Raw genomic sequence first — 25,656 nt, 5'->3', positions numbered from 1 at the left:
AACAATGGAGAATAATGTATCCGAGCGGCTCGGCCCCAGCAATGGCCGAACACGTCCCACCGATCACCTCGACTGCCTCACAGCATCCGGAACGAGCCCGAATCCAGGGAAACCTTGCGGAGAAACGTCGAGCGAGAGTACGGTTCTCACAATTGGAAGGGAGATTCTTGTGGTTGAGACGACGGCGCTGAACCCCACCATCGGAGTGGAGGTCACCGGGGTCGAGGATCTGCACGACGACACGGTGATCAGCCGGTGCACCGAGGCCCTGAAGTGGCGTGGCGTCCTGGTGGTCCGCGGACTGCATCTCGACGACGAGGCCCAGCTGGCGTTCTGCCGCCGGCTGGGCACCGTACTCGCCCCCGGCGGCCGCGAAATCTTCACCATCACACTGAATCCCGAGAAGAATCGAGCCGCGAAATATCTCGAGGGCACCTTCTTCTGGCATATCGACGACACCACCAACGACGTGCCGGCCAAGGCGACGGTACTGACCGCGCGGCATGTGGCGATGGAAGGCGGCGGCACCCAGTTCGCCAGCACCTACGCCGCCTACGAAGGACTGTCGGAAGCCGAACGCAAGCGCTACGACAGTCTGCGCGTGGTGCACAGCTTCGAGGCCTCCCAGCGGCTCGTACACCCCGACCCGACCCCCGAGCAGGTCGCCGACTGGCGCCAATTGCCCACGCACGAAACATCATTGGTGTGGCAGCGCCGCGACGGCCGCCGGTCCCTGGTCATCGGCGCCACCGCCGACCACATCGTGGGCATGGATCCGGTCGAGAGCCGCAAGCTCCTCGACGAACTGCTGGAATGGTCGACCCAGCCGCGCTTCGCCTACACCCACGACTGGTCGGTCGGTGATCTGGTGGTGTGGGACAACACCGGCATCCTGCACCGCGCCCTGCCCTACGACGCGACCTCCGAACGCGAACTGCACCGCACCACGATCGCCGGAGCCGAACCGTGGGCGTGAGAACAGCGGTGGTGACCGGCGGAGGATCCGGGATCGGCCTGGCGGTGGCGAACCGGTTGCGCGCCGACGGTTTTCGGGTCGCCACCCTCGACATCAAGCCCGGCGACTCCGAATTCGACCACACCGCCGACGTCACCGACCGCGCCCAGATCGACGCCGCGCTCACCGCGATCCGCGAGCAGCTGGGCCCGGTGACGGTACTGGTGAACTCCGCCGGCGCGGAGGGCTATCGCCGGTTCGCGAATCTGAGCTTCGAACAGTGGGAGCGCACCATCGCGGTGAACCTGCACGGCGTCTTCCACACCATCCAGGCCGTCCTGCCCGATATGCGCGCCGCGCAGTGGGGCCGGATCGTCAACATCTCCTCCTCCAGCACCCATTCCGGGCAACCGTTCATGTCGCACTACGTCTCGGCGAAGTCGGCGGTCAACGGGCTCACGAAATCGCTGGCACTGGAACTCGGCCCCGAAGGCATCACCGTGAACGCGGTCCCACCCGGATTCATCGATACCCCGATGCTGCGCAAGACCGAACAGGCACAGCTGCTCGGCGGAACGATCGACGACCACATCGCCCGCACCCCGGTCCGCCGGGTCGGCCGGCCCGAGGACATCGCCGCCGCCTGCGCGTTCCTCGTCTCCGAGGAGGCCGGCTACATCACCGGCCAGATCCTCGGCGTCAACGGCGGCCGCAACACGTAACCGGCGCGAAACGCGCTGAGGCACAACACAACCGAAAGGACCACCAGTGGGACGCGTGGAAGGCAAAGTCGCCCTCGTCACCGGTGCCGCACGAGGACAGGGCCGCAGTCATGCGGTGAAACTGGCGTCCGAGGGCGCCGACATCATCGCCGTCGACATCTGCCGGGACATCGAGACCATCGGCTATGCGATGGCGCGGCCGGAAGACCTCGAGGAAACCGAACGACTGGTGGAGAAGACCGGCCGCCGGATCGTCGCCGTCCAGGCCGACGTCCGCGATATCGCCGCTCTGCGGGACGCGGTGAAACGCGGCGTCGACGAACTGGGGCATCTGGATGTCGTGGTGGCCCAGGCCGGTATCGCCGGGATGAAGGGCGAACCGCAGTGGCAGGCCTGGACCGACGTCATCGACACCAACCTGATCGGCGTGATCAACACCGTGCACGCCGCACTGCCGTATCTGGACACCGGCGCCTCGATCATCGCCACCGGCTCGACCGCGGCGCTGATGGATGTGGCCAAGGTCGACCAGCCCGGTAAGGATCCCGGCGGCATCGCCTATATGGTCGCCAAGCGCGGACTGTCGATGTACATGCACGAGCTGGCGACTCATATCGCCGCGCGCAACATCCGCGCCAATGTCATCCACCCGACCAACTGCAATACCGACATGTTGCGGAGCGAGCCGATGTATCGCTCCTTCCGGCCCGACCTCGAGAAGCCGACCCTGCAGGACGCGCAGCCCGCGTTCCATGTGCAGCAGGCCATGCCGGTGCCGTGGATCGAACCGGAGGACACCAGCAACATGGTGCTGTTCCTGGCCTCGGACGAATCCCGCTACGTCACCGGCATGCAGATGCGAGTGGACGCCGGCGGATACCTCAAGTGGTACGACTATCACATCTAAGGGGAGAAACCGTGAAGGTGCGCGTAGATCCGGAGCGCTGCCAGGGACACACCCTGTGCGCCATGGTCGCTCCGAAGTCGTTCGTACTCAGTGAAATCGACGGCCACTCCTCGGCGGTCAGCGAGGACGTTCCTCCCGATCAGGAGGAACAGGTCCGCGAGGCCGCCCAGTCGTGCCCGGAACGAGCGATCACCATCACCTGAGAGGAACGCCGTGACCGCCGAGAACATCAGCGAGGCCGGACCGGCGGACGAGGAGCGGAAACAACCGCAGTACTCGTTCGACCGGTACGCCCCCGAATATCGCGACAATTTCCTGTCCATCACCCAGGACATGCAGCAGAACTGCCCGATCGCCTGGTCGGATACCCACGGCGGCCACTGGGTCGCCGCCGGTAATCGCGAGGTCTTCGAGCTCGCCCGCTGCCCCCATGTGTCCAACGATCACGACCCCGCCGGGGAACGCCGTGGCTACCAGGGGATTTCGATTCCGAAGCCGCCCCGCGCCGCCGCCATCCGGGGCGGGATCCTAGAGATGGACGAGCCCGAACATCGCGAATTGCGGTCGGCGCTCAATCCGTATCTGTCCCCGGCGGCGGTCAATCGCTGGATTCCGTTCATCGACGAGGTCGTGCGGGCGGCGATCGACGAGAAGATCGAATCCGGCCGCATCGATTTCGTCGACGATCTGGCCAATATCGTTCCCGCCGTACTCACCTTGGCGATGCTCGGCATTCCGCTGAAGAAGTGGACGGTCTACAACGAACCGGTCCATGCCGCGGTCTACACCCCGCCCGATTCCCCGGATATCGAGCGGATCACCGCGATGCATCGGGAAATGGGCCTGGATCTGCTCAACAACCTGATCGAGATCAAGGAGAACCCGCGGCCCGGCATGATCGACGCGGTGGCGCGGGCCACGGTCAACGGCACTCAGCTGCCCGATCTCGAGATGCTCGGCATGCTCGCGTTGATCATCGGCGGCGGTTTCGACACCACGACCGCGCTCACCGCGCATTCGCTGGAATGGTTGTCGGAGCATCCGGACGAGCGCGAAACCCTCAGCCGGGAACGCGAAACCCTGCTCGATTCGGCGACCGAGGAATTCCTGCGGTACTACACACCCGCCCCGGGTGACGGCCGCACCATCGCCGAGGACTGCGAGGTGGTCGGCACGCGGTTCGCCGAGGGCGACCGGCTGTGGCTGTCGTGGGCGATGGCCAACCGCGATCCCGCCGTCTTCGAGGATCCGAACGAGATCGTCCTGGATCGGCATCGCAACCGGCACTACAGCTTCGGGCTCGGCATCCATCGTTGCATCGGCTCGAATGTGGCCCGCACGGTGTTCAAGCGGATGCTGCTGGCGGTGCTGGACCGGATGCCGGACTACCGCTGCGACCCCGAAACCACGGTGCATTACGACACCATCGCCGTCATCCAGGGCATGCGGCATCTGCCGGCGACGTTCACCCCCGGCCCGCGCCTGGGCGAGGGACTCGACGCGACGCTGGAGAAGTTGCAGGCGATCTGCGACGAGCAGCAGCTCGCGGCGCCGGTGACCGCACGCAAGGCACAGGCCGACATCCACTGATCCGCGCGCACAGTCGCAGATCGCACCGACAAGCAGGAGGCGTGAGGTGACCACCGCGTCCGGGCGGCCGCTACCGCAGCTCACCGCGCAGAACGAGTTCTTCTGGACCGCCGGCGCCGACGATCGGCTGCGGATCCAGGAGTGCCGGACCTGTACCGAGCTGATCCATCCGCCGCAGCCGGTGTGCCGCTATTGCCACGGCACCGAGATGGGGGTGCGGGAGGTCTCCGGTGCGGCGACGCTCATCGGCTTCACGCACAACCAGCGGTTCGGATTGCCCGGGCTACCGCCACCGTACGTGGTCGGTCAGGTCGCACTGGTGGAGGATCCGCGAATTCGGCTGACCACCACCGTCATCGGCTGCGAGGCCACCGATCTGGTGCTGGGCATGCGGATGGAGGTGGTGTTCGAACAGCACGAGGACGTGTGGCTTCCACTGTTCCGGCCCACGGCCGAGCAGCCGGAACCGGCGCCGCTGCCTGCCGACGACATCGACCCGGATCGCTTCGCCGAGCATGTGCGGCCCCGCGTCTCCACCGCCAAATTCGAGGACCGGGTGGCGCTGACCGGCATCGGGATGTCCGATATCGGACGGCGGCTGATGGTGCCTCCCCTGGCGCTGACCGTGCAGGCGTGCGAGCGTGCCGTCGCCGATGCCGGACTCACCATGGCCGATATCGACGGGCTCTCCTCGTATCCGGGCGGCGGGAATGTGGGCGGATTCGGTGAGGGCGGGGTGACCGCGCTCGAATCGGCGCTGGGTCTGCGGCCGACCTGGTACAACGGCGGCATCGAAACCTTCGGTCCCGGTGGCTCCGTGATCGCGGCGATGCTGGCCGTCGCGGGCGGGCTGGCACGGCACGTACTGTGCTTCCGGACGGTGTGGGAGGCCACCTACAACGAATTGATCCGCACCGGCTCGACGGCACCGCTGGGCGGCAGCCGCACCACCAGCTGGCAGTTGCCGTTCGGCGCGACCTCGGCGGCGCACACCCTCGCCCAGAACGCGCAACGGCACTTCCACCGCTACGGCACGACCAAGGAGACGCTGGGCTGGATCGCGCTGAACCAGCGCGCCAATGCCGCACTGAATCCCACTGCGGTGTACCGGGATCCGCTCACGATGGAGGACTATCTGTCGGCGCGGCCGGTGACCAGTCCGTTCGGCCTCTACGACTGCGACGTGCCCTGTGACGGCGCGGTGGCGGTGATCGTCTCGGCCGTCGAGACCGCCGCCGACCTGGCCGAACCGCCCGTCTACGTGGAGGCCGTGGGCACCCAGATCCTGGAGCGGGTGGAATGGGATCAGAGTACCCTCACCCACGAGCCGCAGGTGCTCGGTCAGTCGGCACATCTGTGGTCGCGCACCGAACTGCGCCCCGAGGACGTCGACGTCGCCGAACTCTACGACGGCTTCAGCTTCAACTGCCTGTCCTGGATCGAAGCGCTGGGATTCTGCAAGATCGGCGAGGCCAAGGACTTCCTCGACGGCGGGAAAAACATCGCGCGCGACGGCATTCTGCCGCTCAACACGCACGGCGGGCAGCTCTCGCACGGACGCACCCACGGTATGGGCCTGATCCACGAGGCGGTGGCCCAGCTGCGCGGTGAATGCGGGCCGCGTCAGGTCGCCGGCGCCCGGGTGGCGGTCACCAGCAGCGGCGGGCTCACGCCCAGTGGCGTGCTGTTGCTGCGGAGCGAGCGATGACCGTGGAAGCGCCGCGATCCGCAGCCCTCGTACCGGCGGCATCGTCCGAGCGGGGAATCGCCGGCCACCGGGCAGGCGGGCTCGAACCGCCGGGCGTCCCCGAGCAGGTGGTGACCGAGGCGGACGGGATCGCCGTGTCGGGACTGTTGCTGCGGGCGCGCGAGCCCCGTGCGGTGCTGATCGCGTTGCACGGGGGCGCGACGACCGCCGCCTATTTCGACTGTCCGGGCCACCCCGAGTTGTCGCTGCTGCGCGTCGCGGCGGAGCTCGGCTTCACCGTACTGGCTCTGGACCGGCCCGGTTACGGCGCGTCGGCACCGTTCACGGACCGGCTCTGGGATCCGCAGCGTCGTGTCGACCTGATGTATTCCGCTGTCACGCAGCTGGTTCCGGATGCCGGCCGGGGCGCGGGCACCTTCGTGATCGCCCATTCCGCCGGGTGTGAACTGGCATTGCGGATGGCCGCCGACTCTCGGGGCGGCGCGTTGCTGGGTATCGAATTGGCCGGTACCGGACGGGAATTCGCTGCGGCTGCCCGGCAGGTATTGATGGGGCCGCGGGGGCCGGTCGAGCGACCGCGCGGACTCGCCGACCTGCTGTGGCGGCCCGCTTCGCTGTATCCGCCGGATGTGGTCGGCGGTGCGGCGCTCGCCGCCGTCGGCCCGCGGCTCGAGGCCGCCGCGGTCACGGATTGGGCCGATACCGAATTTCCGGCCCTGGCCGCCCGGATACGCATTCCGGTTCGCTTCACCCTCGGCGATCACGAGCGGGTGTGGCGCAACGATTCCGACGCGATGACACAGGTCGGCGCCACGTTCACCGCGGCGTCGCGAGTGGTACTCAACCGCCAGCCCGGCAGTGGCCACAACCTCAGCGTCGGACGTTCCGCTCGCGCATACCACCTGGGAGTGCTGGGTTTCGCGGAGGAATGCCTGCTGGCCGCGAAAGATGGTTTCGACTGTCTCCCGGATCAATTCGATGGGCCCGAACCGTTCCGGCCCGGAAGGTGAGGTGAGGCGTGCACGCATCCGACACGGCGCTGTTCCTGGTGCGCCTGGTGATCGGCGCGACGATGATCGCGCACGGCTACAACCATTGGCGCGGCGGCGGCCGCATCGACGGAACAGCCCGCTGGTTCGCCGGACTGGGCTTGCGCAACGGCATTCTGCAGGCCTGGCTGAGTGTGGTCACCGAAATCGGCGCGGGCGCACTGCTGATCGTGGGCCTGTTCACGCCGCTGGCGTGTGCGGCGATCATCTCGGTGATGCTGGTCGCGGGGCTGCTGGCGCATCGCCCGAACGGATTCTTCGTATTCAAGGAGGGCTACGAGTACGTCCTCGTGCTCGCGGTCACCGCGTTGGCGACGGCCATGCTCGGCCCGGGACGGTTCTCGCTCGACCACGCCACCGATATCGAGGTCGTCGGCTGGGCCGGTGGTGCGATCGCGGCCGGGGTGGCGGTGATCGCGACGGCCGGGCTGCTGGCGACCTTCTGGCGTCCGGCGCCGGCTCCCGCGCAGCAACCGGAACCCACAGCGTGACAGCGGCATTCGACGGAAGAGGTGCGGATATGCGAGTCGGATTCATCGGATTGGGCAGCCAGGGCGGCCCCATGGCGCGGCGCATCATCGCGGCCGGGCATCCGACCACGCTGTGGGCCCGCCGGGCCGCCACCCTGGAGGCGTTCGCGGATACCGGCGCGGCGACCGCCGAAACTCCGGCGACACTGGGCGCCGGCAGCGATCTGGTCTGTGTCTGCGTGGTCGGCGACGACGACGTGCGCGAGGTCCTCACCGGCGAACACGGCGTGCTGGCGGGCATGTCCGCGGGCGGTGTGGTGGCCGTGCACAGCACCGTACATCCCGACACCTGCCGCGACCTGGCGAAAACCGCCGCTGTGCACGGTGTTTCGCTGATCGACGCGCCGGTCAGCGGCGGCGGACCGGCCGCGGAGGCCGGGCGGCTGCTCGTGATGGCCGGTGGTGACGCCGAGGTGGTGCAACGCTGCCGCCCCGTATTCGACAGCTACGCCGACCCGGTGGTGCATCTCGGCGACGTCGGCTCCGGTCAGGTCACCAAACTGCTCAACAATCTGCTGTTCACCGCCAACCTCGCGACCGCGATGAGCACCTTCACGCTGGGCGCCGGCCTGGGTGTGGACCCGGCCCGGCTGGGCGAGGTGATCGCGCACGGCACCGCCAACAGTTTCGCGCTGGGGCGCATCGTCGATGCCGGAGTGAGTCTCGACCGGCTCGCCCAGTACGCGGGTGCGCTGCTGCGCAAGGACGTCTCCCTGGTCGCGAGCCTGGCCGATGCGGCGGGGGCCGAGCCCGGCGTCGTCCTCACCGCCGCGGACGCCACCCTGGCGCTGATGAATCACCAGCGGTGACCGGGATGCGGATCGGATTCGTCGGCGCCGGGCGGATGGGCCTGCCGATGGTGCGGCGGCTCGCCGCAGCCGGGCACGACGTCCGGGTCGCGGTGCGGCGCAACGATGTTCGTACTGCGGTGACAGAGGCGGGCGCTCGCGCGGTGGACACCGCCGCCGCGGCCGCCGAGGGCGCCTACGCCGTACTGGTGTGCGTGTTCTCCGACGATCAGGTGCGCGAGGTCTGTCTCGACGGTGACCTGCCCGCGGCCATGGCACCCGGATCGATCCTGGCCCTGCACACCACCGGCGATCCACGCACCGCGGTCGCCGTTGCGGCACAGGCGGTTCCGCATGCGGTGCGGGTGGCCGACGCGCCCGTCAGCGGCGGCCCACATGATATCGCCGCGGGTGCGCTGACGGTCTTCGTCGGCGCCGACGAGGACACGGCCGCCGATCTGCGGCCGGTGCTGTCGTGCTATGCCGACCCGATCCTGCGCGTCGGCGCGCTCGGCGCGGGACAGCGGGTGAAGCTCGTCAACAACGCCCTGTTCGCGGCACAGGCGGGACTGGTCGCCGCGGCGGTGCGGCTGGCCGGCCAGTTGGGCGTCACGGAGGCGGCACTGCTGTCGGCACTCCCCCACGCCAGTTCCTCCGGACGCGTGGTGACCAGCATCGCCGCGAAGAGATCGGTGGCCGAATTCGGCGGTGCGGTCGGCGAATTCCTGCGCAAGGACGTCGCGGTGGTCCGTACCCTCACCACCGAACTCGGCGGCACCCTCGGCGTACTCGACGCCGCCATCTCCGCCGCGCCCTTCGGACGAGACGACAACGCCGCCCCGCAAGGCACCACCCGCTGATCGCAACCCAGCTCCGCGACCTGTCACGCGGACGCGGCATCCTTCCCACGGCCCGCCTGCGCCTCACCTCCGGCCCGGCGGGTGCCGATCATGCTCGCAACCCCTGCTGGATCAGCGACCACCCGCGGGCGGCCAGCCCCCGGCGCTCCTGCGCCCCGGCCCGCGCCAGCAGCGCCGCCAGCATCGCCAGCGCGAGCATGAGGTCTTGACACGTCAGATCGGCGCGAACCCGGCCGCACGCGCGGGCGGCGTCGAGATGATCGCCCAGCAGTGCCGCCACCCGGCTGCTCATCCGCACCAGCCGCCCGTCGGTCAGCGACGGATCGATCAGTTCGACGAACGCGATCGAGGTCACCACCTGGTCCACGATGCGCTCCAGGAGCTGATCCAGTCCGGTATCCGACTGTGCCGCATAGGCTTCCAGGCCCACCACATTGTCCTCGAAGACCGCCAGCGCGAGCGATTCCCGGTCGGCGAAGTGCCGGTACAAACTCCCCTGCCCGACGCCCGCGCGGCGGGCGATCAGATTCAGCGGAGCCTCGAAACCCGATTCGGCGAACACCTCGCGGGCGGCGGCGATCAGAGCCGCTCGATTGGCGGCGGCCGCACCGGGTCCACGATTTACTCGACGCTGCTCGGTCACCGGCCTACACTACCAACCGGACAGTGATGTCCGGTTGAAACGGCGACGTCGACACGTGCCGGCGGGCCCGCAGCGCACCGAGGAGGGAACACCGTTGAGCACCAGCAACTTTCACAACCGGGTGGCCATCGTCACGGGTGCCGGCTCCGGAATCGGGCGGGCCATGGCCATCGCATTCGCCAAATGCGGCGCCATGGTCGTGGCCGCCGATATCAGTTCCGACGGCGCCCAGGGTACCGCCGCGGAGATCGGCGCGGCCGCGATTCCGGTAGTCGTGGACATCTCCGACGAAATCGACGTCGCCCGCGCCACCCGCACCGCGATGGACACCTTCGGCCGGATCGACGTGCTGTGCAACAACGCCGGGATCATGGACAAGATGGCACTGCCGGCCGACACCCCGGTGACCACCTGGGAACGCACGGTCGCGGTCAACCTCACCGGCACCTTCCTCATGACCCGGGCGGTCCTGCCTCATATGCTCGACCAGGGCATCGGTTCGATCGTCAACACCGCCTCGGAGGCCGGAATCCGCGGTGGCGCAGCGGGAATCGCCTACACCGCCGCCAAACACGGAGTGGTGGGGCTGACCCGCAATGTGGCCTGGATCCATGCCGGGGACGGCATCCGATGTAATGCGATCCTGCCCGGTCCGACGATGACCGGTATCGCCGGGCCGACCCCGGAGTGGGATCTCGACGGGGTGACCCGGCTACAGCCGGTGATGTCGCTGATGCGCGGTATCGCCGAACCCGAACAGATGGCCGAGGTCGCCGTCTTCCTCGCCTCCGACGCCGCCTCGTTCATCAACGGCGCGGTGGTCCCGGTGGACGGCGGATGGTCGGCCGGCTGACCCGGCCGACCGCCCGCCTCAGGCCCGGGCCGCGACCGGTTCGGCGACCTCGGCGGTGGTGGCGGGCGCGTTCGGGCGCCGCACCGGGATGACCGAGGCCAGCGCCGCGGCCAGCAGGGCGACCCCGCAGCCGATGAACAGGCCGGTCCGGAAACCGCCCTCCGTCGGCACGCTGTGGCCGTGGAAGTCCATGCTCATCTGGGCCAGCACCACACCGATCACCGCGGCCGACACCGAGGTGCCGATCGACCGCATGAGGGTGTTGAAGCTGTTGGCGGACGCGGTTTCCGACAGCGGCACCGACGACATTATCAGCGCGGGCATCGCACCGTAGGCCAGCCCGACGCCGCCGTTGATTACGCAGATCGCCACCAGCAAGCCCCAGGTCGAGCCCATCAGTGCCGTGGTGAGGCCGTACCCGGCCGCGATCACCAGCGCACCGGCCGTGAGCGTGACCTTGGGCCCGCGGGCCGCCGAGAGCCGGGCGCCCAGCGGCGAGATCGCCATCATCATCAGGCCCGAGGGGGCCATCCACAGACCCATCGCCATCATGGATTGCCCCAGCCCGTACCCGGTTTCGGTCGGCAACTGCAGCAACTGCGGCACGATCAGCGACGACGAGTACATCGCGATACCGATCACCACCGAGGCGGCATTGGTGAGCAGCACCGGCGGCCGGGCCGTGACCCGCAGATCGACCAGCGGATCGCCGATCCGCAGCTCCCACCAGCCCCAGATCAGCAGCACCACCGCGGCGGCGGCGAACAGTCCGACGGTGGTGGCGCTGCCCCAGCCCCAGGTCCCGCCCTTGGACACCGCGAGCAGCAACGCCACCAGCCCGGCGCCGAGGCCGACCGCTCCGGCGTAGTCGAACCCACCGCTGCCGCGCACCGCGGACTCCGGAACCGCGATCCACACCGCGGCGGCGATCAGCGCGCTCAGCACCGCGGCGCCCCAGAACAGCACCCGCCAGTTCGAATGTTCGGCGACCGCCGCCGAGATCGGAAGACCCAGTGCGCCACCGATTCCCAGCGAGGCGCTCAGCAACGCCACCGCCGAGCCCAGCTTTTCGGCGGGCAGCACGTCACGCATCACGCTGATGCCGAGCGGGATGATGCCCACACCCATCCCCTGCAGGCCGCGCCCGATGATCATCGGCAGCACCGAGGCCGACAGCGCGCACACGATCGACCCCGCGATCAGCGGAATCGTGGACAGCAGCAGGATGCGGCGCTTGCCGTAGAGATCGCCGAGGCGGCCGGCAACCGGGGTGGTCACCGCCGCGACCAGCAGCGTCGCGGTCACGATCCACGAGGCATTCGACGGTGTCGTATGCAGTAATTGCGGGAACTGCGCGATCAACGGAATCACGAGGGTCTGCATGACCGAGGCGATGATTCCGGCGAATGCCAGCACCCCGACGATCGAGCTCGACCGGTCGGCGTCCGGCTTGGTCATGTCCACATCTCCCTTACCCACTCCTGCGATATGTATTATGCACACGCAATGTATCATGCATATCGGGGACCCGGTTACCCGCGCGGCCTGTGATACCCGTCTCGGTCGCGCACGAGAGGAGGGCGATATGGAACGACCCGTCGCCGCGGTCGAATTCGAAACCATGCTGCTCAGCCGCTATCAGATGACACGGCGCGATCGGTGCGGTCTCGAGCGCAGCGCCTACGTCCTGCTGAGCCGGCTGACAATACAGGGGCCGATGTCGATCGGACAGCTCAGCGCCGCCTTCGGCCTCGACACCTCCACACTCAACCGGCAGACAGCGGCCCTGGTACGCGCCGGGCTGGTGGACCGCATCGCCGATCCGGACGGCGGTCTGGCCCGCAAATTCCGGGTCACCGAGGCCGGCGCCCGCCGGCTGGAGGAGACCGTGTCCGCCACGGTCACGAGCCTGGACCGTGTGCTGCACACCTGGCCCGCCGCCGATGTCGCGGAATTCGCGACCTATCTGCGCCGGCTCAACACCGATATCGAACGTCTCGACGGCCGGCCATGGCCGCGCCCGGACTGATCCGTCAGGCGTCGCAGGCCCGGCGGACTCGCCGGACCAGATCGGCGACCTCGTCGGCCGGCATATCGCGCGGCGGCGCGAACGAGAGCCGGGTGAGCAGGCCACCGAAACGCGCCGCGAGCCGCTCCGGCAGCTCGCGCACCGCGGCGACGACGGCGAAGGCGTCGACCATATCGTCGGTGATCAACTCCGCCCTCCGATCCCAGCGCCCGGCTTTCGACAGTGCGGTCAGTTCCGCATTCACCTCGCCCCAGCCGTGCAGATCGAGCAGCGGACGATAGGCCGGCGTGGAGGCGTAGAAGGCCAGCCGGCGCCGCAGCGTGGCGATACCGCGTTCGATCTGCTCGTCGGTGCCCGTGACGACGAAAGGTGTGGCGACGACCTCGAAGTCGTCGCGTTTCGCGGCGGCGCCGAGCGCGGGCAGCGTGCGTTCGCGGATCCAGCGTGCGGTGGTGAAACCGTGACAGATGAATCCGTCGGCGACCTCGGCCGCGACCCGAGTCATGGCCGGGCCGACACCCGCGAGCAGAATCGGCGGCGGGCCGAATTCGTGTGCGGGCGGGACGAAGTCGCGCGGCATCAGGGTGTGGCGGGTGAATTCGCCCTCGAATGCCAGCTCCGCTCCCTGGTGCCAGTGCGCCCAGACCGCCCGCAGCGCCAGTACGTATTCGCGCATCCGCGCGGCCGGACGATCGGCCGGCATCGCGAAGCGGCGCTCGATATGCGCGCGCACCTGCGAACCGAGGCCCAGGCGCAGGCGGCCGCCGGAGAAGCGTTGCAGATCGTCGGCGGCATAGGCGACGGTCATCGGTGAACGAGCGAGCGCCACGGCGACGGAAGTGCCCAGGCCGATGCGTTCACTGCACTGGGCTGCGACGGCCAAGGACAGGAACGGGTCGCCGTTCATCTCGCCCGCCCAGATTCCGTCGAAGCCGAGATGTTCGAGTGCGCGAACCCGCGCCGCGGCGTCGTCCAACGCACCGATCGTGGTGTCGATTCGCACAGGTTCGCCGCCCTTCGAGATGAGAAGATTATTCTTCATTGAAGATAGTGATGTTTCTATTCGAACGGAGCGGGCGATGACCGAACCCGTGGTCACGGTGGAGCATGCGGACGGCGTCGCGACGGTGACACTGCACCGCCCGGCGGTCCGCAACGCGCTCAACCGCGCGCTGATGGACGCGGTATGGGATGCGGTCGCCGCCGCGGGCGCGAATTCCGATGTCGGCGCGGTCGTTCTCACCGGCGCCGATCCCGCCTTCTGCGCGGGGATCGATATCGGCGCGGCCGCGTCCGGGCCCGCACCCGTCCGTTCCCCCGGATCGGGTCCCGGGCGCGGACCCGACGGCCTGTTCCGCTTCCTGCCGGTGATCGACGTACCGGTCATCGGCGCGATCAACGGCGCATGTGTCGCGGGCGGGCTGGAACTGGCGCTGCAGTGCACCTTCCTCGTCGCCTCCGAACGAGCCCGGTTCGCCGACACGCACGCCCGGATGGGCATGATGCCCGGTGGCGGGGTCACGGTCGGACTTACCCGGACGGTCGGCTGGCGCCGGGCGGTCGAACTGTCGCTGACGGGCAATTTCCTCACCGCCGAGTACGCACTCGCCTACGGGCTGGTCAATCATGTTGTGCCCCATGAGGACTTGCTTCCGTTCACACGGACCCTCGCGGCCGACCTGCTGGCGGGTGACAGCGAGGCCCGGACCCGGCTGTTGCGGCACTACCGTGCTCTGGCCGAGGAGGACGGGCGTCGCGCACAGCTGCTCGAAGGTGTCATGGCCGAAACCTGGTCTCCCGGCACCGCCCGCATGGCCGAGTACGGGGCGCGGGTGATCGAGCGAGGCCGAGAGCAGATGCGCGAGCGGCTCAGATGACCCGGCCGGCGTGGCCGTCCCAATACTGTTGCCGCAGTGGTCGTTTGTACAGTTTGCCGTTCGGGTCCCGGGGCAGCTCGGTGGTGAAGTCCACGTTGCGCGGGCATTTGTACCCGGCGAGTTCGGCGTGGCACCGGGCGATCAGTTCGGCAGCCAGCGCCGGGCCCGCGGAGGCCGAATCCACCGGCTGCACCACGGCTTTCACCGCCTCCCCCATCTCCGGGTCGGGCACGCCGATGACCGCGACGTCGAGCACCGCGGGATGGGCAGCGAGCACGTTCTCGGCCTCCTGCGGGTAGATGTTCACACCGCCGGACACGATCATGTGCGAGAGCCGGTCGGTCAGATACAGGAAGCCGTCCTCGTCGAGGCGGCCGATATCGCCGAGGGTGCGCCATCCGTTCGGTCCGGTCGCGGCGGCCGTGCGCTCGGGATCGTTGTGATAGTCGAACGGCCGCCCGCCCTCGAAATACACGACCCCGGTCTCACCCACCGCCACCGGTTGCCCGTCCAGGCCGACGATATGACAGGGCTGCGCCGGGCGGCCGACCGATCCGGGATGCGTCAGCCAGTCCCGCGCTCCGATGTAGGTGTTGCCGATATCCTCGGTGCCCGAGTAGTACTCGTTGACGATCGGGCCCAGCCAGTCGATCATCTGCCGCTTGACCGGCACGGGGCAGGGCGCCGCGGAATGCACCACATCCACCAGGCTCGACACGTCGTATCGGCGCCGCTCGGCTTCGGGTAGCCGCAACATCCGCACGAACATCGTCGGCACCATCTGGGTGTGGGTCACCCGGTGGCGTTCGATCAGTTCCAGGCAGCGGCGCGGATCGAACCGTTCCATCACCACCACGGTGGCGCCGAGTCGCTGCCACGACATCGCGAACACCAGCGGCGCGGCGTGATACAGCGGGGCGGGCGAGAGGTAGACCGCGTCCTCGCGAGCACCCGCGGTGAGCAGACCGCGCGCGATCTGCACGGGTGGAGCCTGCGGATCGCCCAGCGGCGTCGCGGGCAGCGGTTTGCGCACTCCCTTCGGACGTCCGGTGGTGCCGCCGGAATACAGCATCTCCCGGCCCTCGCATTCGTCCGGCAGCCGGGCGCCGGATTCGGCGGCGAGCAGGTCGGCGTAGCGTTCGAAACCGTCCAGATCGCCTGCCGCGCAGATCTTCACCGCGATCCGGCGCAGATCCAGCCCGGCCACCACCTCGGCCTGCGCCGCCGTGGTCACCAGCGCGGTCGCGCCGCAGTCGTCGAGGATGTACTGCACCTCACTCGCCCGCAGATGCCGGTTGATCGCCGTGTAGTACAGCCCGCAACGCTGTGCGGCCCAGGCGATTTCGAGAAAGGAGCGGGTGTTCTCGGCCAGAATCGCGAGATGGCCGCCGACCGCGAGACCGCGCCGTCGCAAAGCCTGCGCGCCGGCGCGCGACCGCTGTTCCAGCTGCGCGTAGGTCACCGTCTCCCCGCTCTCGCCCATCACGATCGCGGGCCGATCGGGACAGCGTTCGGCGTAGCGGCCCGGGGTCATCGGCGCGGCGTTCATCGGCAGTCTCCCGTACCGTCCACAGCGGGCGGAGAATTGAATTTCTTATTCGCGAGAATGATACTCTCAGTAGGTGAGCCTGCGTTTCATCTTCCACTATCCGGAGACCGGCGGACCCGATGGCGACGTCCTCGACGCCGGCCCGCTGCGCGAGGTCGCGATCACCGCCGAGCGGTGCGGGTTCGACGGCCTGTCCCTGAGCGAACACCCGATCCCCGGAGCGCGATGGCTGAACAACGGTGGACATCAGACGCTGGATTCGCTGGTTGCGCTCGGCTACGTGGCGGCCGCGACCGAACGGCTGCGGCTTCTCACCTATCTGGCGGTCGCGCCCTATCGCAATCCGCTGCTGCTGGCGAAGGCCGCCGCGACGGTCGACAAGCTCTCCGGCGGCCGGCTCGTCCTCGGTCTGGGCGCGGGCTATCAGAAGAGCGAATTCCACGCGCTGGGAGTCGATTTCGAGGAACGCAACGCCCTGTTCGACGAGGCGCTCGAGGTGCTGCCGCTGCATTGGCGCGGCGAACCGTTCAGCTACCGCGGGCGGCATTTCGATGCCCGGGAGGTGATCGCCCGGCCGCGACCGGTGCAGGATCCGATCCCGATCTGGATCGGCGGCAATTCCGCCGCCAGCCGCCGTCGCGCCGCGAACCGCGCCCAGGGCTGGATGCCGATGTCCGGCGGCGCCGCACTCAGCACGACGGCCCGGACACCCGCGCTCGGATCACACACCGAGCTGGCCGCACAGATCGCCGAGGTGCGCACGCGTGCCGAATCCGCCGGGCGCAGTGGCGATCTCGACGTGCTGTACTCCTACCACGACTCGGATCTGCTCGATCCGGCGGCGGCCGACCGTCATCTCGAGTCCTTCGCCGGACTGGAGAAGGCGGGCGTCACGTGGATCGTGGTGTCCAGCCGCACCGCCGATCACGCGGCGACCACCGACTTCCTCGACGCCTTCGGCGCCACCTATCTGCGGTGACCATGGGCTGGTTCGAACAACGCGCGGGACTGGCCGGCACGGTCGCCGTGATCACCGGCGGCGCAGGCGGTCTCGGGCGGGCGATCGCCACCGACCTGGCCGCCAACGGGGTGCACCCGGCGATCATCGACATCGATGCCGACGCCGTCGAGCACATGCGGTCGGCCCTGGCCGCGCAGGGATGCGACGCCGTCGTCGTCCACGGCGACGTTCGTGATCCCGACCGGCTGGCCGAGGTGTTCGACGCGGCCGAGGCGCGGTGGGGCCGGCTCGACATTCTCGTCAACGTCGTCGGCGGCACCTTCCGTGCCGCGTTCACCGACACTCGGCCCAAGGGCTGGGACGCGCTGCTGCGCAGCAATCTCACCCACGTGCTGCACGCGTGCGCGCTGGCCGTGCCGCGGATCCGGGCGGGTGGCCGCGGCGGCAGCATCGTCAACATCACCACGATCGAGGCACACCGGGCGGCACCGGGTTTCGCGGTGTACTCGGCGGCGAAGGCCGCGGTCGAACAGTTCGCCCGTACGCTCGCGATCGAGCTCGCCCCCGACGGCATTCGCGTCAACAATGTGGCGCCGGACTATGTGCCGACCCCGAATCTGCGCCGGATGCCGCACGGCGACGCCGCGATGACCGATCCGCGCGGCGTGCGGGTGGCCATTCCACTGGGCCGAGCCGGTGAGGTCGGCGACGTCTCGGGGTGCGTGGTGTTCCTCGCCTCGGCGTTGTCGGCCTATCTGACGGGAACGACCCTGCATCCCGACGGCGGGACCGGCGCCTCGGCGGGCTGGTTCAACTGGCCGGAGTCCGGCTGGGCGAACTACGCGCCGATGCGCTACCTGGCCGCCGATACGGACGATCAGTAGGCGAGGAAGAGGATTTCGTCGCGCGAGTAGTCGTGGCCGGGGTGGTTCTCGGCCAGATGCTTCTGCGTCTTCTCGACGAGGTCGTCTTCGTCGGTGCCGACGATCTGTTCACCGCAGGGGCAGCCCAGTCTGGTCTTCAACGTCGTTCTCCATCGGTCGGGCTGGACGTGTCGTTCCCCGTCACCTTATGCACATTCTGTGCCGCCCGTCACCCCGGGTCACCCGCCCGAGACCGCTCCTCCGGCGCCGACGGCGTCCCTGAGCTCTGCGTATACCTCGGCTATAACGTGTGACAATTCGCGCGTGGAGGAACCGTCGAGCCACCGGTCGAAGGCGATGCCGAAGACGGTCACGGCGAGCCGGGCGCACAGGGTCGCGACGGCCTCCGAAGCGCCCGCGGCCCGCAGCGCGTCGACGAGCTCGCCACCCAGGACGGCCATTTTCCGGAGTTCACGCTCCTGAAGTCCGGGATTGGCCGCGATCACCGCGCGCCGCTGCCGTTGCCACACCGGCAGATCCGGAATTCGCGCACCGGCCGCCTGCATCGCCGCGATCGCCGTCGCCATCGGGTCAGCATCGGCGGGAGCGGCGGCCACCGCGTCCGCGATCGCGCTGCTCAGCAGGTCCTGCCCGCCGAAGAGCACCTCCCGTTTATCGGCGAAATGCCGGAAGAAGGTGCGTTCGGTGAGGCCCGCCCGTTCCGCGATCTCGGCCACCGTGGTCTCGTCGAACCCACGCTCGGTGTACAGCTCGAGGGCCGCGGCCGACAGCCGGCCACGCGCATTGGGTTCCCATCGACTCATGATCCGATCCTAGGTGACGACAGTTGCTGACATTCGGCTACCGGCGGCAACATCCGAACCGGTGACCACCCTCCGGACAACGTCCTATAACGTGTTCTAATTCGGGTGGGCCGGGAACGGAAGGGCCGAGGTGATGATGGCATTCTTCAGCCGCGACGAACGGGGATTCGTCGCGGGCGATTTCGCGGTGAGCAAATGGTCACCCGATCACGTAGCCGGACCCGCGATCTGCGGTCTGCTGGCGCGAGAATTGGAAACCCATTGCCCAGGATCGGGTTTCGTTCCCGCCCGCCTCACCGCCGATCTGTTCCGCCCGGTGCGGAACGAACCGATCACGGTGCACAGTGCGGTGGTGCGCTCCGGCACCCGGGTGCGGGTCGCCGATGCGTGGATCACCCAGCAGGACGAGGTGCGGGTGCGGGCGTCGGTGATGTATCTGGCCGTCGCACAACAACCTCCGGGCCGGATCTGGCAGGCCGAGCAGAGTTTGCCGGTGCCCGACCGGCGGCTGGACGCGCCCACCGGTCAGCCACCGCTGTTCAAATGCGGTGACGGTGACTGGTCCGGTGACTTCGCCGCCGCACAGAACGAGGAACGCAAATCGGTCTGGCAGAACCTGCCGCCGCTGGTCGAGGGCGAGCCGATCACGCCGTTCCAGCGCGCGGCGTTCCTGGCCGACACCACGAATCTGGTCTGCCACTGGGGCACCGAGGGCGTCGGCTATATCAACAGCGACGTGACCCTCACCCTGACCAGGCTCCCCGCGGGACGGGAGCTGGGTTTGCATGCGCAGGACCATATTTCGGCCGACGGCATCGCGGTCGGCACCGCCACCCTCTACGACCGGACCGGCCGGATCGGCACCTGCGTCGTCACCGCCCTGGCCGACGCCGCCCGCCAGGTGGATATGGCCGAGACGAGGGTCTGAGCGCCGCGCTCGCGACCTCAGCGACCGGGCCGGGCCGCGCGAAGACAGAACTCGGTCACGCGCTGCACGTCCGCCGCGGTCGGTTCGGCTCGCCGCCACAGCAGTTCGGCGAGCCGCCCGACCACCGCGTGCGCGGCCAGCGCGGCATCGACATCCGGTTGCTCGCACCCCAATTCGGCGAACGGCGCGCGCAACAGCTCGGCGAGCCGGGTACTGGCCTCCGGCGGTCCGGTCACCAATCCCTGCGCCAGACCGCCGGCATTCCACATCACCGCCCGGGTGGTCGCGGCGACCTCACCGACCCCCTGGGACAGCACGCCGTCCACCCATTCGCGCACCGCCTCCCCGGGTGTGGACCGCTTACCCATCCGATGCTCCAGATAGTCCAGCAGCCGGGCGGTTCCGTCTTCGAGGAGGGCGGCGACGAGCGCGTCCTTGGAGGCGAAATGCCGGTAGAAGGCATCGTTGGACAGCCCGGCGACGGCGACGATATCGGCGACGCGCGGACGCGACTCGGTTCCGCAGCGCCGCATCACCGCCAGCCCGGCATCCAGCAGCCGCCGGACCTCCACGGTGTAGGCGGCGCCGCGTTCGGCCAGGGCCCGCTGCGCGATCCGGGCCGCGACGTCGTCGTTCATCGCCGGCTGTCCGGCCCGGCCCGCAGCGCCGCCGTCACGCCGCCGTCGACGACCAGATCGGTGCCGTTGAGGAAGCTCGCCGCGTCGGAGAGCGCGAACGCCACCACGGCCGCGACCTCTGCCGGACGCCCTTCGCGGCGCAGCGGCGTGCGCTCGACCAGCCGGCGCATGGTGGCGTGCTCGGCCGCTTCCTGGCGGCCCTGCGGGGTGTCGATGATGCCGGGCGAAACCGAGCAGATCCGCGCTCCCGCAGGGCCCAACCGCACCGCCTCCCGCCAGACCAGGCGCTGCACACCGCGTTTGGCCCACCCGTAGGCGATGCCCGGATGCTCCAGCGCCGGGCCCACGGCGTCGCGGATACGGTCGAGGAAATCCTCGTGCAATGGATCATCGAGCACGGCGAGGGCGGCGGGATCCGGTGGATTCGGGTCCAGCAGCGGCGCCATCGACGCGAACACCACCGTCGCGGTGCCCGCGACGGCCAGTGGCCGCACCGCGTCGAGCAGGTGGGCGGTTCCGATCAGGTCGACGACGAAGATGCGACGCCAGTCCGCCATCGTGGGCGAGATCCCCGCCGCATGTGCGACCGCCCGCAATTCGCCCTGTTCGGCGAGGTATGTCGCCAGTTCCGAAACACGTTCGCGATCGGCGACGTCGACCACGAAGGACTCGGCCCGGGCGCCCTCGGACCTCAGCTGCTCGGCGGCCGCGGTCGCCCCGGCCTCGTCGCGATCGGCGAGCACCAGTACATCGACTCGATCGGCCAGGGCGCGGGCGCATTCGGATCCCATCCCGCGTCCCGCGCCGGTCACCAGTCCTACCGTGGTCATCGGCGATCACCTTCGTCGCGTCGTTGGTTGCCCGGCGCCCAGCAGCGGGCGAGAGCGGATTCGGCTGCGCGACTCAGCAATTCGATGCGGAATCCCGTCGGTCCGTTCAGGAAGGCGAACAGCGGCACACCGCCGGGCCCCGGCCGCACCGCCTCCACCACGTACCCGGCGTCCTCGAGTTCCGCGATATCGGCGGCCACGTCGTCGGACCAGTAGCCGAGGTGGTGAATGCCGCTGCCGGACACCGGTTCCCACAGCGTGCCCGCCACCGCCCGGATCACCTCCACCCGCGGGACGGTCGTGGAGTAGACACAGCGGATGTCGACGGCCTGCTCGCCGGACGGCGACGCCACCGTGAGCGGTCCGCCCGTCTCGATTCCCCACTCGTAGCCCAGCACCCGCGACAGCGCCGCGGTCGTGGCCGCCATATCCGCGGCGACGATACCGATGTGGAACTGGTCGGTGGCCCTCATGCGCCGCCCCTCGCCGGAACCCCCGCAGCCGGAATCCCATCCGCTCGATCAAGAATGCTATTCTTCGTCATGAGAATTATATTTCCACCGAAGGCGAGGAGGCGCAATGGCGTGGGACTTCGAGACCGATCCACAGTTCCAGCGCAAGCTGGACTGGGCCGATGCGTTCGTCCGCGAGGAGGTCGAACCGCTCGACCTGATCTGGCCGCACGAGCAGTTCGTGCCACCGGACCCGGCCCGCCGCGCCGTGCTCGATCCGCTCAAACAGCAGGTGCGCGACCAGGGGTTGTGGGCCACGCATCTGGGCCCCGAGCTCGGCGGACAGGGCTACGGACAGCTGAAACTGGCGCTGCTGAACGAGATCCTGGGGCGATCGTCGTGGGCGCCGGTGATCTTCGGATGCCAGGCGCCCGATACCGGCAACGCCGAGATCATCGCGCATTTCGGTACCGAGGAGCAGAAACGGCGCTATCTGCGGCCGCTGCTCGCGGGAGAGCTGTTCTCCAGCTATTCGATGACCGAACCGCAGGCCGGCGCCGACCCGACCCGGTTCACCACCTCCGCGGTGCGCGACGGCGACGACTGGATCATCAACGGCTGGAAATTCTTCTCCTCCAACGCGGCCACCGCGGCCTTCCTCATCGTCATGGTGGTGACCGATCCGAATGTCAGTGCCTATCAAGGCATGTCGATGTTCCTGGTGCCGACCGACACCCCCGGCGTGCACATCGAACGCACTGTCGGACTCTACGGTGAACCCCTCGACGGCGGCGCGCACGCGCTGATCCACTACGACAATGTGCGCGTTCCGGATTCGGCGCTGCTCGGCGGCGCCGGACAGGCCTTCGCCATCGCGCAGACCCGGCTCGGCGGTGGCCGCATCCATCACGCCATGCGCACCATCGGACTGGCTCGCAGCGCGCTGGACATGATGTGCGAGCGGGCGCTGAGCCGCGAAACCGCGGGCAGCCGGTTGTCGGACAAGCAGTTCGTGCAGGGCTATATCGCCGATTCCTACGCCCAGCTGCAGCAGTTCCGGCTGTTCGTGCTCTACACCGCCTGGGAGATCGACAAATACAACGACTATCGCAAGGTGCGCAAGGACATCGCCGCGGTGAAGGTCGTGATGCCGACCGTGCTGCACGACATCGCCTGGCGCGCCATGCAGGTGCACGGTGCGCTCGGGGTCACCAACGAGATGCCCTTCTTCACGATGATCCACGGCGCCGGCGTGCTGGGCCTGGCCGACGGGCCGACCGAGGTGCACAAGGGCACCGTCGCCAAACAGGTCCTGCGCGACCACCGCCCGAGCGAGGATCTGTGGCCCAGCCAGTGGATCCCGAAGAAACTCGACGCCGCCCGGGCGAAATTCGCCGATCATCTCGAACACGAAGTAGGTAACCAGTGATCGACACCGCCCGCCTCGCGGAGTGGATGGACGCCCGCGACCTGCCCGGCCGCGGCGAACCGGCGCAGGCCCGGTTCCTCTCCGGCGGCACCCAGAACGAGATCTATCTGATCAGCCGCGGCGAATACCGCTGTGTCCTGCGTATTCCGCCGGCCGGCGCGCCTCCCGAGCGCGACGCCGGGATCGCGCGGGAGTGGCGGATCACCGCGGCTCTGGAGGGCACCGATGTCCCGCATACGCCCGCCGTCGCGGTCTGCACCGACCATTCCGTCCTGGGCCGCACCTTCTATCTGATGGGCTATGTGGACGGCTGGTCGCCGATGGACAGCAAACGCTGGCCGGCGCCGTTCGACACCGATCTCGACGCCCGGGCCGGCCTGGCCTACCAGCTCGCCGAAGGTATCGCGCTGCTGTCGCGAGTCGACTGGCGCGCCAAGGGGTTACAGGATCTGGGCCGGCCCGGCGGATTCCACGAACGGCAGGTCCAGCGCTGGACCGATTTCTTCGCCCGCCACCGCGGCCGCGACCTCGACGGGATGGCCGAGGCCACCGCATGGCTGCGCGCGCACCGGCCCCTCGACTACATCCCCGGCCTCATGCACGGTGACTACCAGTTCGCCAACGTCATGTTCGAACACGGCGCGCCCGCCCGGCTGGCGGCGCTGGTCGACTGGGAGATGGGAACGGTCGGCGACCCGAAACTGGATCTCGCCTGGATGGTGCAGAGCTGGCCGGACGACACCTCCGCCCCGGAGGCCGCCGGGGTGAGTTATGTGGATCTGCGCGGCATGCCGTCGCGGGACCGGCTGGTCGCGCATTACGCGGCCGTGTCCGGCCGGCAGGTCGACGACCTGGACTACTACCTGATCCTGGCGAAATGGAAGCTGGCCATCGTGCTGGAACGCGGATTCCAGCGCGCCGGAGACGATGTCAAATTGCAGTCCTTCGGCCCGATCGTGCCGAAGTTGATGCGCGAGGCGGCCGACCTCGCCGAGAGCACGGAGTACCGATGAGTACGAGTACTACATCCGAGACCACCGCCCCCGAGACCGGCCAGGTGGTCGTCGAACGCCGCCACGCGGTCCTGGTCGTGCGGATCAATCGCCCGCAGGCGCGAAACGCGCTCAACGGCAGGGTACTTCGCGGGATCGGCGAGGCGCTGCTGGCGGCCGAGGCCGATCCGGACATCCGCGCCCTGGTACTCACCGGGACCGGTGAGCGTGCCTTCTGCGCCGGGATGGATCTGCGCGAATTCGCCGACAACGCGGGCGCGCAACCGGATTCGGACGAACAGCGCGCGGCCCTGGACGCCTACGCGCGACTGTCCGCCGGGCGGACCGCGATGCCGATCATCGGCGCGGCCAATGCCACCGCCGTCGGCGGCGGACTGGAACTGCTGCTCGCGTGCGACATCATCGTGGCCTCGGCCGCGGCCTCGTTCGGGTTCCCCGAGGTCAAGCGCGGGCTGTTCGCCGCGGGCGGCGGCACCGCGGTCGGCACCCGGATCCCGCTGGGCATCGCCCTGGAGATGCTGCTCACCGGTGGCCTGGTCGACGCCTACCGCGCTCACCGGATCGGGCTGGTCAATGTGGTGGCCGAACCGGATCGGGTGCTCGACACCGCCGTCGCCCTCGCCACCACCGTCGCCGCCAACGCCCCCTTGGGCCTGGCCGCCTCGAAGGAGTTGGCCCGCCTGGCCGTCACCGACGACGCCGAGGCCACGCGCCGGCTGAAGCAGTGGCAGCGTGAGGTTTTCCGCAGCGCCGATGCCGCCGAGGGGGCGCAGGCGTTCCTGGAACGGCGCACACCTCGATGGCAGGGCCGGTGACCGCGATGCGGGTCGCAGTGTGCCCACGCTACGGTCCGCCGGAGGTGGTGCGCGTCGAGAACCGGCCCGTCCCGGAACCGGGGGCGGGCCAGGTCCGGGTGCGGGTGCGGGCCGCGGCGGTCAACTATCCCGATGTGCTGCTCGTCGCGAACGAGTATCAGATCAGCGTGCCCCCGCCGTTCGTGCCCGGGAGCGAATTCGCCGGCGAGGTCGTCGCGCTCGGGCCCGGCTGCGGGGAGGTCGCGATCGGTGACCGGGTCCGCGGCACCGGCCTCTACGGCGCGTTCGCCGAACAGGTCGTGGTCCCCGCCACCAAGCTGGCGCCGATTCCGGACGGCGTCGACGCGGCCGCCGCGGCGGCCTTCGGTGTCACGTATCGCACTGCGTACCACTGCATTCGGTCGGTGGCGCGGGTGTCGGCGGGCGCCGAGTTGCTCGTGCTCGGCGCCGGGGGCGGCGTCGGGTCGGCGGCGGTGGCACTCGGTGCGCGGCTCGGGCTGTCGGTGACCGCGGTGGCCTCCTCCCCCGCCAAACTCGAGGTCGCGGCCGCCCTGGGGGCCACGCGTCTGATCGACCACCGCGACGGCGGTCTGCGCGATGCCCTCCGTGCCGCGCTGCCCGACGGCGCCGATGCGGTGGTCGACCCGGTCGGCGGTGCGCTCAGCGAGCCGGCGCTGCGGTCGTTGCGCCGCGGCGGCCGTTTCGTCACCGTCGGCTACGCCTCGGGCACGGTTCCCCGCATCCCGCTGAATCTGGTGCTGGTCAAGGGAATTCACGTACTGGGCTTCCAGTTCCAGGATCTCGACCGGGCCGAATTCGACCGCAACGAGCGTGAACTCGCCC

The 25,656-nt window shown here is 69.1% G+C and carries 29 protein-coding genes; 20 read left to right on the top strand and 9 right to left on the bottom strand.

Features of this window, described 5'->3' with window-relative positions:
• The first annotated feature begins 169 nt into the window (after positions 1-169).
• The 10 genes from ON23_RS33325 to ON23_RS33280 are packed head-to-tail and all read left to right on the top strand — an operon-like array spanning position 170 to position 9,109.
• The gene (locus ON23_RS33325; protein WP_039783448.1) at positions 170-976 is read left to right on the top strand and encodes a TauD/TfdA dioxygenase family protein; all 807 of its coding nucleotides are present in this window, start codon (positions 170-172) and stop codon (positions 974-976) included.
• Entirely contained in the window at positions 973-1,677 is a 705-nt protein-coding gene (locus tag ON23_RS33320) for an SDR family NAD(P)-dependent oxidoreductase (RefSeq protein WP_039783487.1), read from the top strand. Before ON23_RS33325 ends, ON23_RS33320 begins: the two co-directional genes overlap by 4 nt.
• A 46-nt stretch (positions 1,678-1,723) precedes the next feature.
• Entirely contained in the window at positions 1,724-2,584 is an 861-nt protein-coding gene (locus tag ON23_RS33315) for a mycofactocin-coupled SDR family oxidoreductase (RefSeq protein WP_039783446.1), read from the top strand.
• 11 nt (positions 2,585-2,595) lie between these two features.
• A complete protein-coding gene (locus ON23_RS33310) occupies positions 2,596-2,787 on the top strand; it encodes a ferredoxin (RefSeq protein ID WP_030517538.1) in 192 nt (63 codons plus the stop codon).
• Between the two features lie 10 nt (positions 2,788-2,797).
• Complete coding sequence (locus ON23_RS33305) at positions 2,798-4,174, top strand: cytochrome P450 (RefSeq protein ID WP_039783443.1); 1,377 nt, start codon at positions 2,798-2,800, stop codon at positions 4,172-4,174.
• A gap of 46 nt (positions 4,175-4,220) precedes the next feature.
• Complete coding sequence (locus tag ON23_RS33300; RefSeq protein WP_039783440.1) at positions 4,221-5,882, top strand: thiolase C-terminal domain-containing protein; 1,662 nt, start codon at positions 4,221-4,223, stop codon at positions 5,880-5,882.
• Positions 5,879-6,892 (top strand): alpha/beta hydrolase, encoded by a 1,014-nt coding sequence (locus ON23_RS33295; RefSeq protein ID WP_083904399.1) that lies wholly within the window; start codon positions 5,879-5,881, stop codon positions 6,890-6,892. Before ON23_RS33300 ends, ON23_RS33295 begins: the two co-directional genes overlap by 4 nt.
• Before the next feature lie 8 nt (positions 6,893-6,900).
• Positions 6,901-7,422 carry a DoxX family protein gene (locus ON23_RS33290; protein ID WP_039783437.1) on the top strand — a complete coding sequence of 174 codons (522 nt, stop codon included), beginning with the start codon at positions 6,901-6,903 and terminating at the stop codon, positions 7,420-7,422.
• A 29-nt stretch (positions 7,423-7,451) separates the two neighbouring features.
• On the top strand, positions 7,452-8,270 hold the full coding sequence (locus tag ON23_RS33285; RefSeq protein WP_039783435.1) for an NAD(P)-dependent oxidoreductase: 819 nt from the start codon (positions 7,452-7,454) through the stop codon (positions 8,268-8,270).
• Between the two features lie 5 nt (positions 8,271-8,275).
• Positions 8,276-9,109 (top strand): NAD(P)-dependent oxidoreductase, encoded by an 834-nt coding sequence (locus tag ON23_RS33280; protein ID WP_051043703.1) that lies wholly within the window; start codon positions 8,276-8,278, stop codon positions 9,107-9,109.
• An 88-nt stretch (positions 9,110-9,197) separates the two neighbouring features.
• Here the strand turns inward: ON23_RS33280 and ON23_RS33275 are convergent, their stop codons facing one another.
• Positions 9,198-9,752 (bottom strand): TetR family transcriptional regulator, encoded by a 555-nt coding sequence (locus ON23_RS33275; protein WP_039783433.1) that lies wholly within the window; start codon positions 9,750-9,752, stop codon positions 9,198-9,200.
• 94 nt (positions 9,753-9,846) lie between these two features.
• Here ON23_RS33275 and ON23_RS33270 point away from each other — a divergent pair, with 94 nt between their 5' ends.
• Positions 9,847-10,605: an SDR family NAD(P)-dependent oxidoreductase gene (locus tag ON23_RS33270; protein WP_082857473.1), complete on the top strand. Its 759-nt coding sequence runs from the start codon at positions 9,847-9,849 to the stop codon at positions 10,603-10,605.
• Positions 10,606-10,623: 18 nt separating this feature from the next.
• Here the strand turns inward: ON23_RS33270 and ON23_RS33265 are convergent, their stop codons facing one another.
• Positions 10,624-12,063 carry an MFS transporter gene (locus ON23_RS33265; RefSeq protein WP_086007044.1) on the bottom strand — a complete coding sequence of 480 codons (1,440 nt, stop codon included), beginning with the start codon at positions 12,061-12,063 and terminating at the stop codon, positions 10,624-10,626.
• 127 nt (positions 12,064-12,190) lie between these two features.
• Here ON23_RS33265 and ON23_RS33260 point away from each other — a divergent pair, with 127 nt between their 5' ends.
• On the top strand, positions 12,191-12,634 hold the full coding sequence (locus ON23_RS33260) for a MarR family winged helix-turn-helix transcriptional regulator (RefSeq protein WP_039783430.1): 444 nt from the start codon (positions 12,191-12,193) through the stop codon (positions 12,632-12,634).
• Between the two features lie 4 nt (positions 12,635-12,638).
• Here ON23_RS33260 and ON23_RS33255 read toward each other — a convergent pair whose 3' ends face one another.
• On the bottom strand, positions 12,639-13,676 hold the full coding sequence (locus tag ON23_RS33255; RefSeq protein ID WP_210743201.1) for a TIGR03617 family F420-dependent LLM class oxidoreductase: 1,038 nt from the start codon (positions 13,674-13,676) through the stop codon (positions 12,639-12,641).
• Between the two features lie 37 nt (positions 13,677-13,713).
• Between ON23_RS33255 and ON23_RS33250 the strand changes: the two genes are divergently transcribed.
• On the top strand, positions 13,714-14,511 hold the full coding sequence (locus tag ON23_RS33250) for an enoyl-CoA hydratase (protein ID WP_039783428.1): 798 nt from the start codon (positions 13,714-13,716) through the stop codon (positions 14,509-14,511).
• On the opposite strand, the gene ON23_RS33245 is transcribed toward ON23_RS33250, so the two are convergent.
• Positions 14,504-16,060: an acyl-CoA synthetase gene (locus tag ON23_RS33245; RefSeq protein ID WP_083904398.1), complete on the bottom strand. Its 1,557-nt coding sequence runs from the start codon at positions 16,058-16,060 to the stop codon at positions 14,504-14,506. The genes ON23_RS33250 and ON23_RS33245 overlap by 8 nt on opposite strands.
• A gap of 73 nt (positions 16,061-16,133) precedes the next feature.
• Between ON23_RS33245 and ON23_RS33240 the strand changes: the two genes are divergently transcribed.
• Together ON23_RS33240 and ON23_RS33235 are read left to right on the top strand one after the other, a co-directional pair.
• Positions 16,134-17,039, top strand: coding sequence for an LLM class F420-dependent oxidoreductase (locus ON23_RS33240; RefSeq protein ID WP_218001142.1), 906 nt, complete (start codon positions 16,134-16,136; stop codon positions 17,037-17,039).
• A 2-nt stretch (positions 17,040-17,041) separates the two neighbouring features.
• Positions 17,042-17,905: an SDR family NAD(P)-dependent oxidoreductase gene (locus ON23_RS33235; protein WP_051043702.1), complete on the top strand. Its 864-nt coding sequence runs from the start codon at positions 17,042-17,044 to the stop codon at positions 17,903-17,905.
• Here ON23_RS33235 and ON23_RS36590 read toward each other — a convergent pair.
• Together ON23_RS36590 and ON23_RS33230 are read right to left on the bottom strand one after the other, a co-directional pair.
• Entirely contained in the window at positions 17,899-18,045 is a 147-nt protein-coding gene (locus ON23_RS36590) for a DUF1059 domain-containing protein (RefSeq protein ID WP_063820473.1), read from the bottom strand. The two genes, ON23_RS33235 and ON23_RS36590, sit on opposite strands and share 7 nt — an antisense overlap.
• Before the next feature lie 78 nt (positions 18,046-18,123).
• A complete protein-coding gene (locus tag ON23_RS33230) occupies positions 18,124-18,708 on the bottom strand; it encodes a TetR family transcriptional regulator (protein WP_039783425.1) in 585 nt (194 codons plus the stop codon).
• A 136-nt stretch (positions 18,709-18,844) separates the two neighbouring features.
• On the opposite strand from ON23_RS33230, the gene ON23_RS33225 reads away from it, so the two are divergent.
• Complete coding sequence (locus ON23_RS33225) at positions 18,845-19,636, top strand: acyl-CoA thioesterase domain-containing protein (RefSeq protein ID WP_244969565.1); 792 nt, start codon at positions 18,845-18,847, stop codon at positions 19,634-19,636.
• 17 nt (positions 19,637-19,653) lie between these two features.
• Here ON23_RS33225 and ON23_RS33220 read toward each other — a convergent pair whose 3' ends face one another.
• From ON23_RS33220 to ON23_RS33210, 3 genes are read right to left on the bottom strand one after another with little or no spacing between them, the layout of a single operon-like run.
• The gene (locus ON23_RS33220; protein ID WP_039783420.1) at positions 19,654-20,274 is read right to left on the bottom strand and encodes a TetR/AcrR family transcriptional regulator; all 621 of its coding nucleotides are present in this window, start codon (positions 20,272-20,274) and stop codon (positions 19,654-19,656) included.
• Positions 20,271-21,104: an SDR family oxidoreductase gene (locus ON23_RS33215; RefSeq protein ID WP_039783418.1), complete on the bottom strand. Its 834-nt coding sequence runs from the start codon at positions 21,102-21,104 to the stop codon at positions 20,271-20,273. The genes ON23_RS33220 and ON23_RS33215 overlap by 4 nt, the downstream gene beginning before the upstream one ends.
• A complete protein-coding gene (locus ON23_RS33210) occupies positions 21,101-21,577 on the bottom strand; it encodes a VOC family protein (protein WP_039783416.1) in 477 nt (158 codons plus the stop codon). Before ON23_RS33210 ends, ON23_RS33215 begins: the two co-directional genes overlap by 4 nt.
• A gap of 106 nt (positions 21,578-21,683) precedes the next feature.
• Here ON23_RS33210 and ON23_RS33205 point away from each other — a divergent pair, with 106 nt between their 5' ends.
• The 4 genes from ON23_RS33205 to ON23_RS33190 form a co-directional block, all read left to right on the top strand.
• Complete coding sequence (locus ON23_RS33205) at positions 21,684-22,985, top strand: acyl-CoA dehydrogenase family protein (RefSeq protein ID WP_039783413.1); 1,302 nt, start codon at positions 21,684-21,686, stop codon at positions 22,983-22,985.
• 26 nt (positions 22,986-23,011) lie between these two features.
• The gene (locus ON23_RS33200; protein ID WP_051043704.1) at positions 23,012-23,998 is read left to right on the top strand and encodes a phosphotransferase family protein; all 987 of its coding nucleotides are present in this window, start codon (positions 23,012-23,014) and stop codon (positions 23,996-23,998) included.
• On the top strand, positions 23,995-24,813 hold the full coding sequence (locus ON23_RS33195; protein WP_051043701.1) for an enoyl-CoA hydratase-related protein: 819 nt from the start codon (positions 23,995-23,997) through the stop codon (positions 24,811-24,813). The genes ON23_RS33200 and ON23_RS33195 overlap by 4 nt, the downstream gene beginning before the upstream one ends.
• Positions 24,814-24,818: 5 nt before the next feature.
• Positions 24,819-25,656, top strand: an 838-nt coding sequence (locus ON23_RS33190; RefSeq protein WP_039783470.1) for a zinc-binding dehydrogenase, incomplete at its 3' end; no start/stop codon positions are given.

Origin of the sequence: Nocardia cerradoensis NBRC 101014, from assembly GCF_000308535.1 — a bacterium.
Taxonomy (GTDB): domain Bacteria; phylum Actinomycetota; class Actinomycetes; order Mycobacteriales; family Mycobacteriaceae; genus Nocardia; species Nocardia cerradoensis.
The sequence above is the reverse complement of the archived record's forward strand: the minus strand, read 5'-3'. Positions and strand labels throughout refer to the sequence as shown.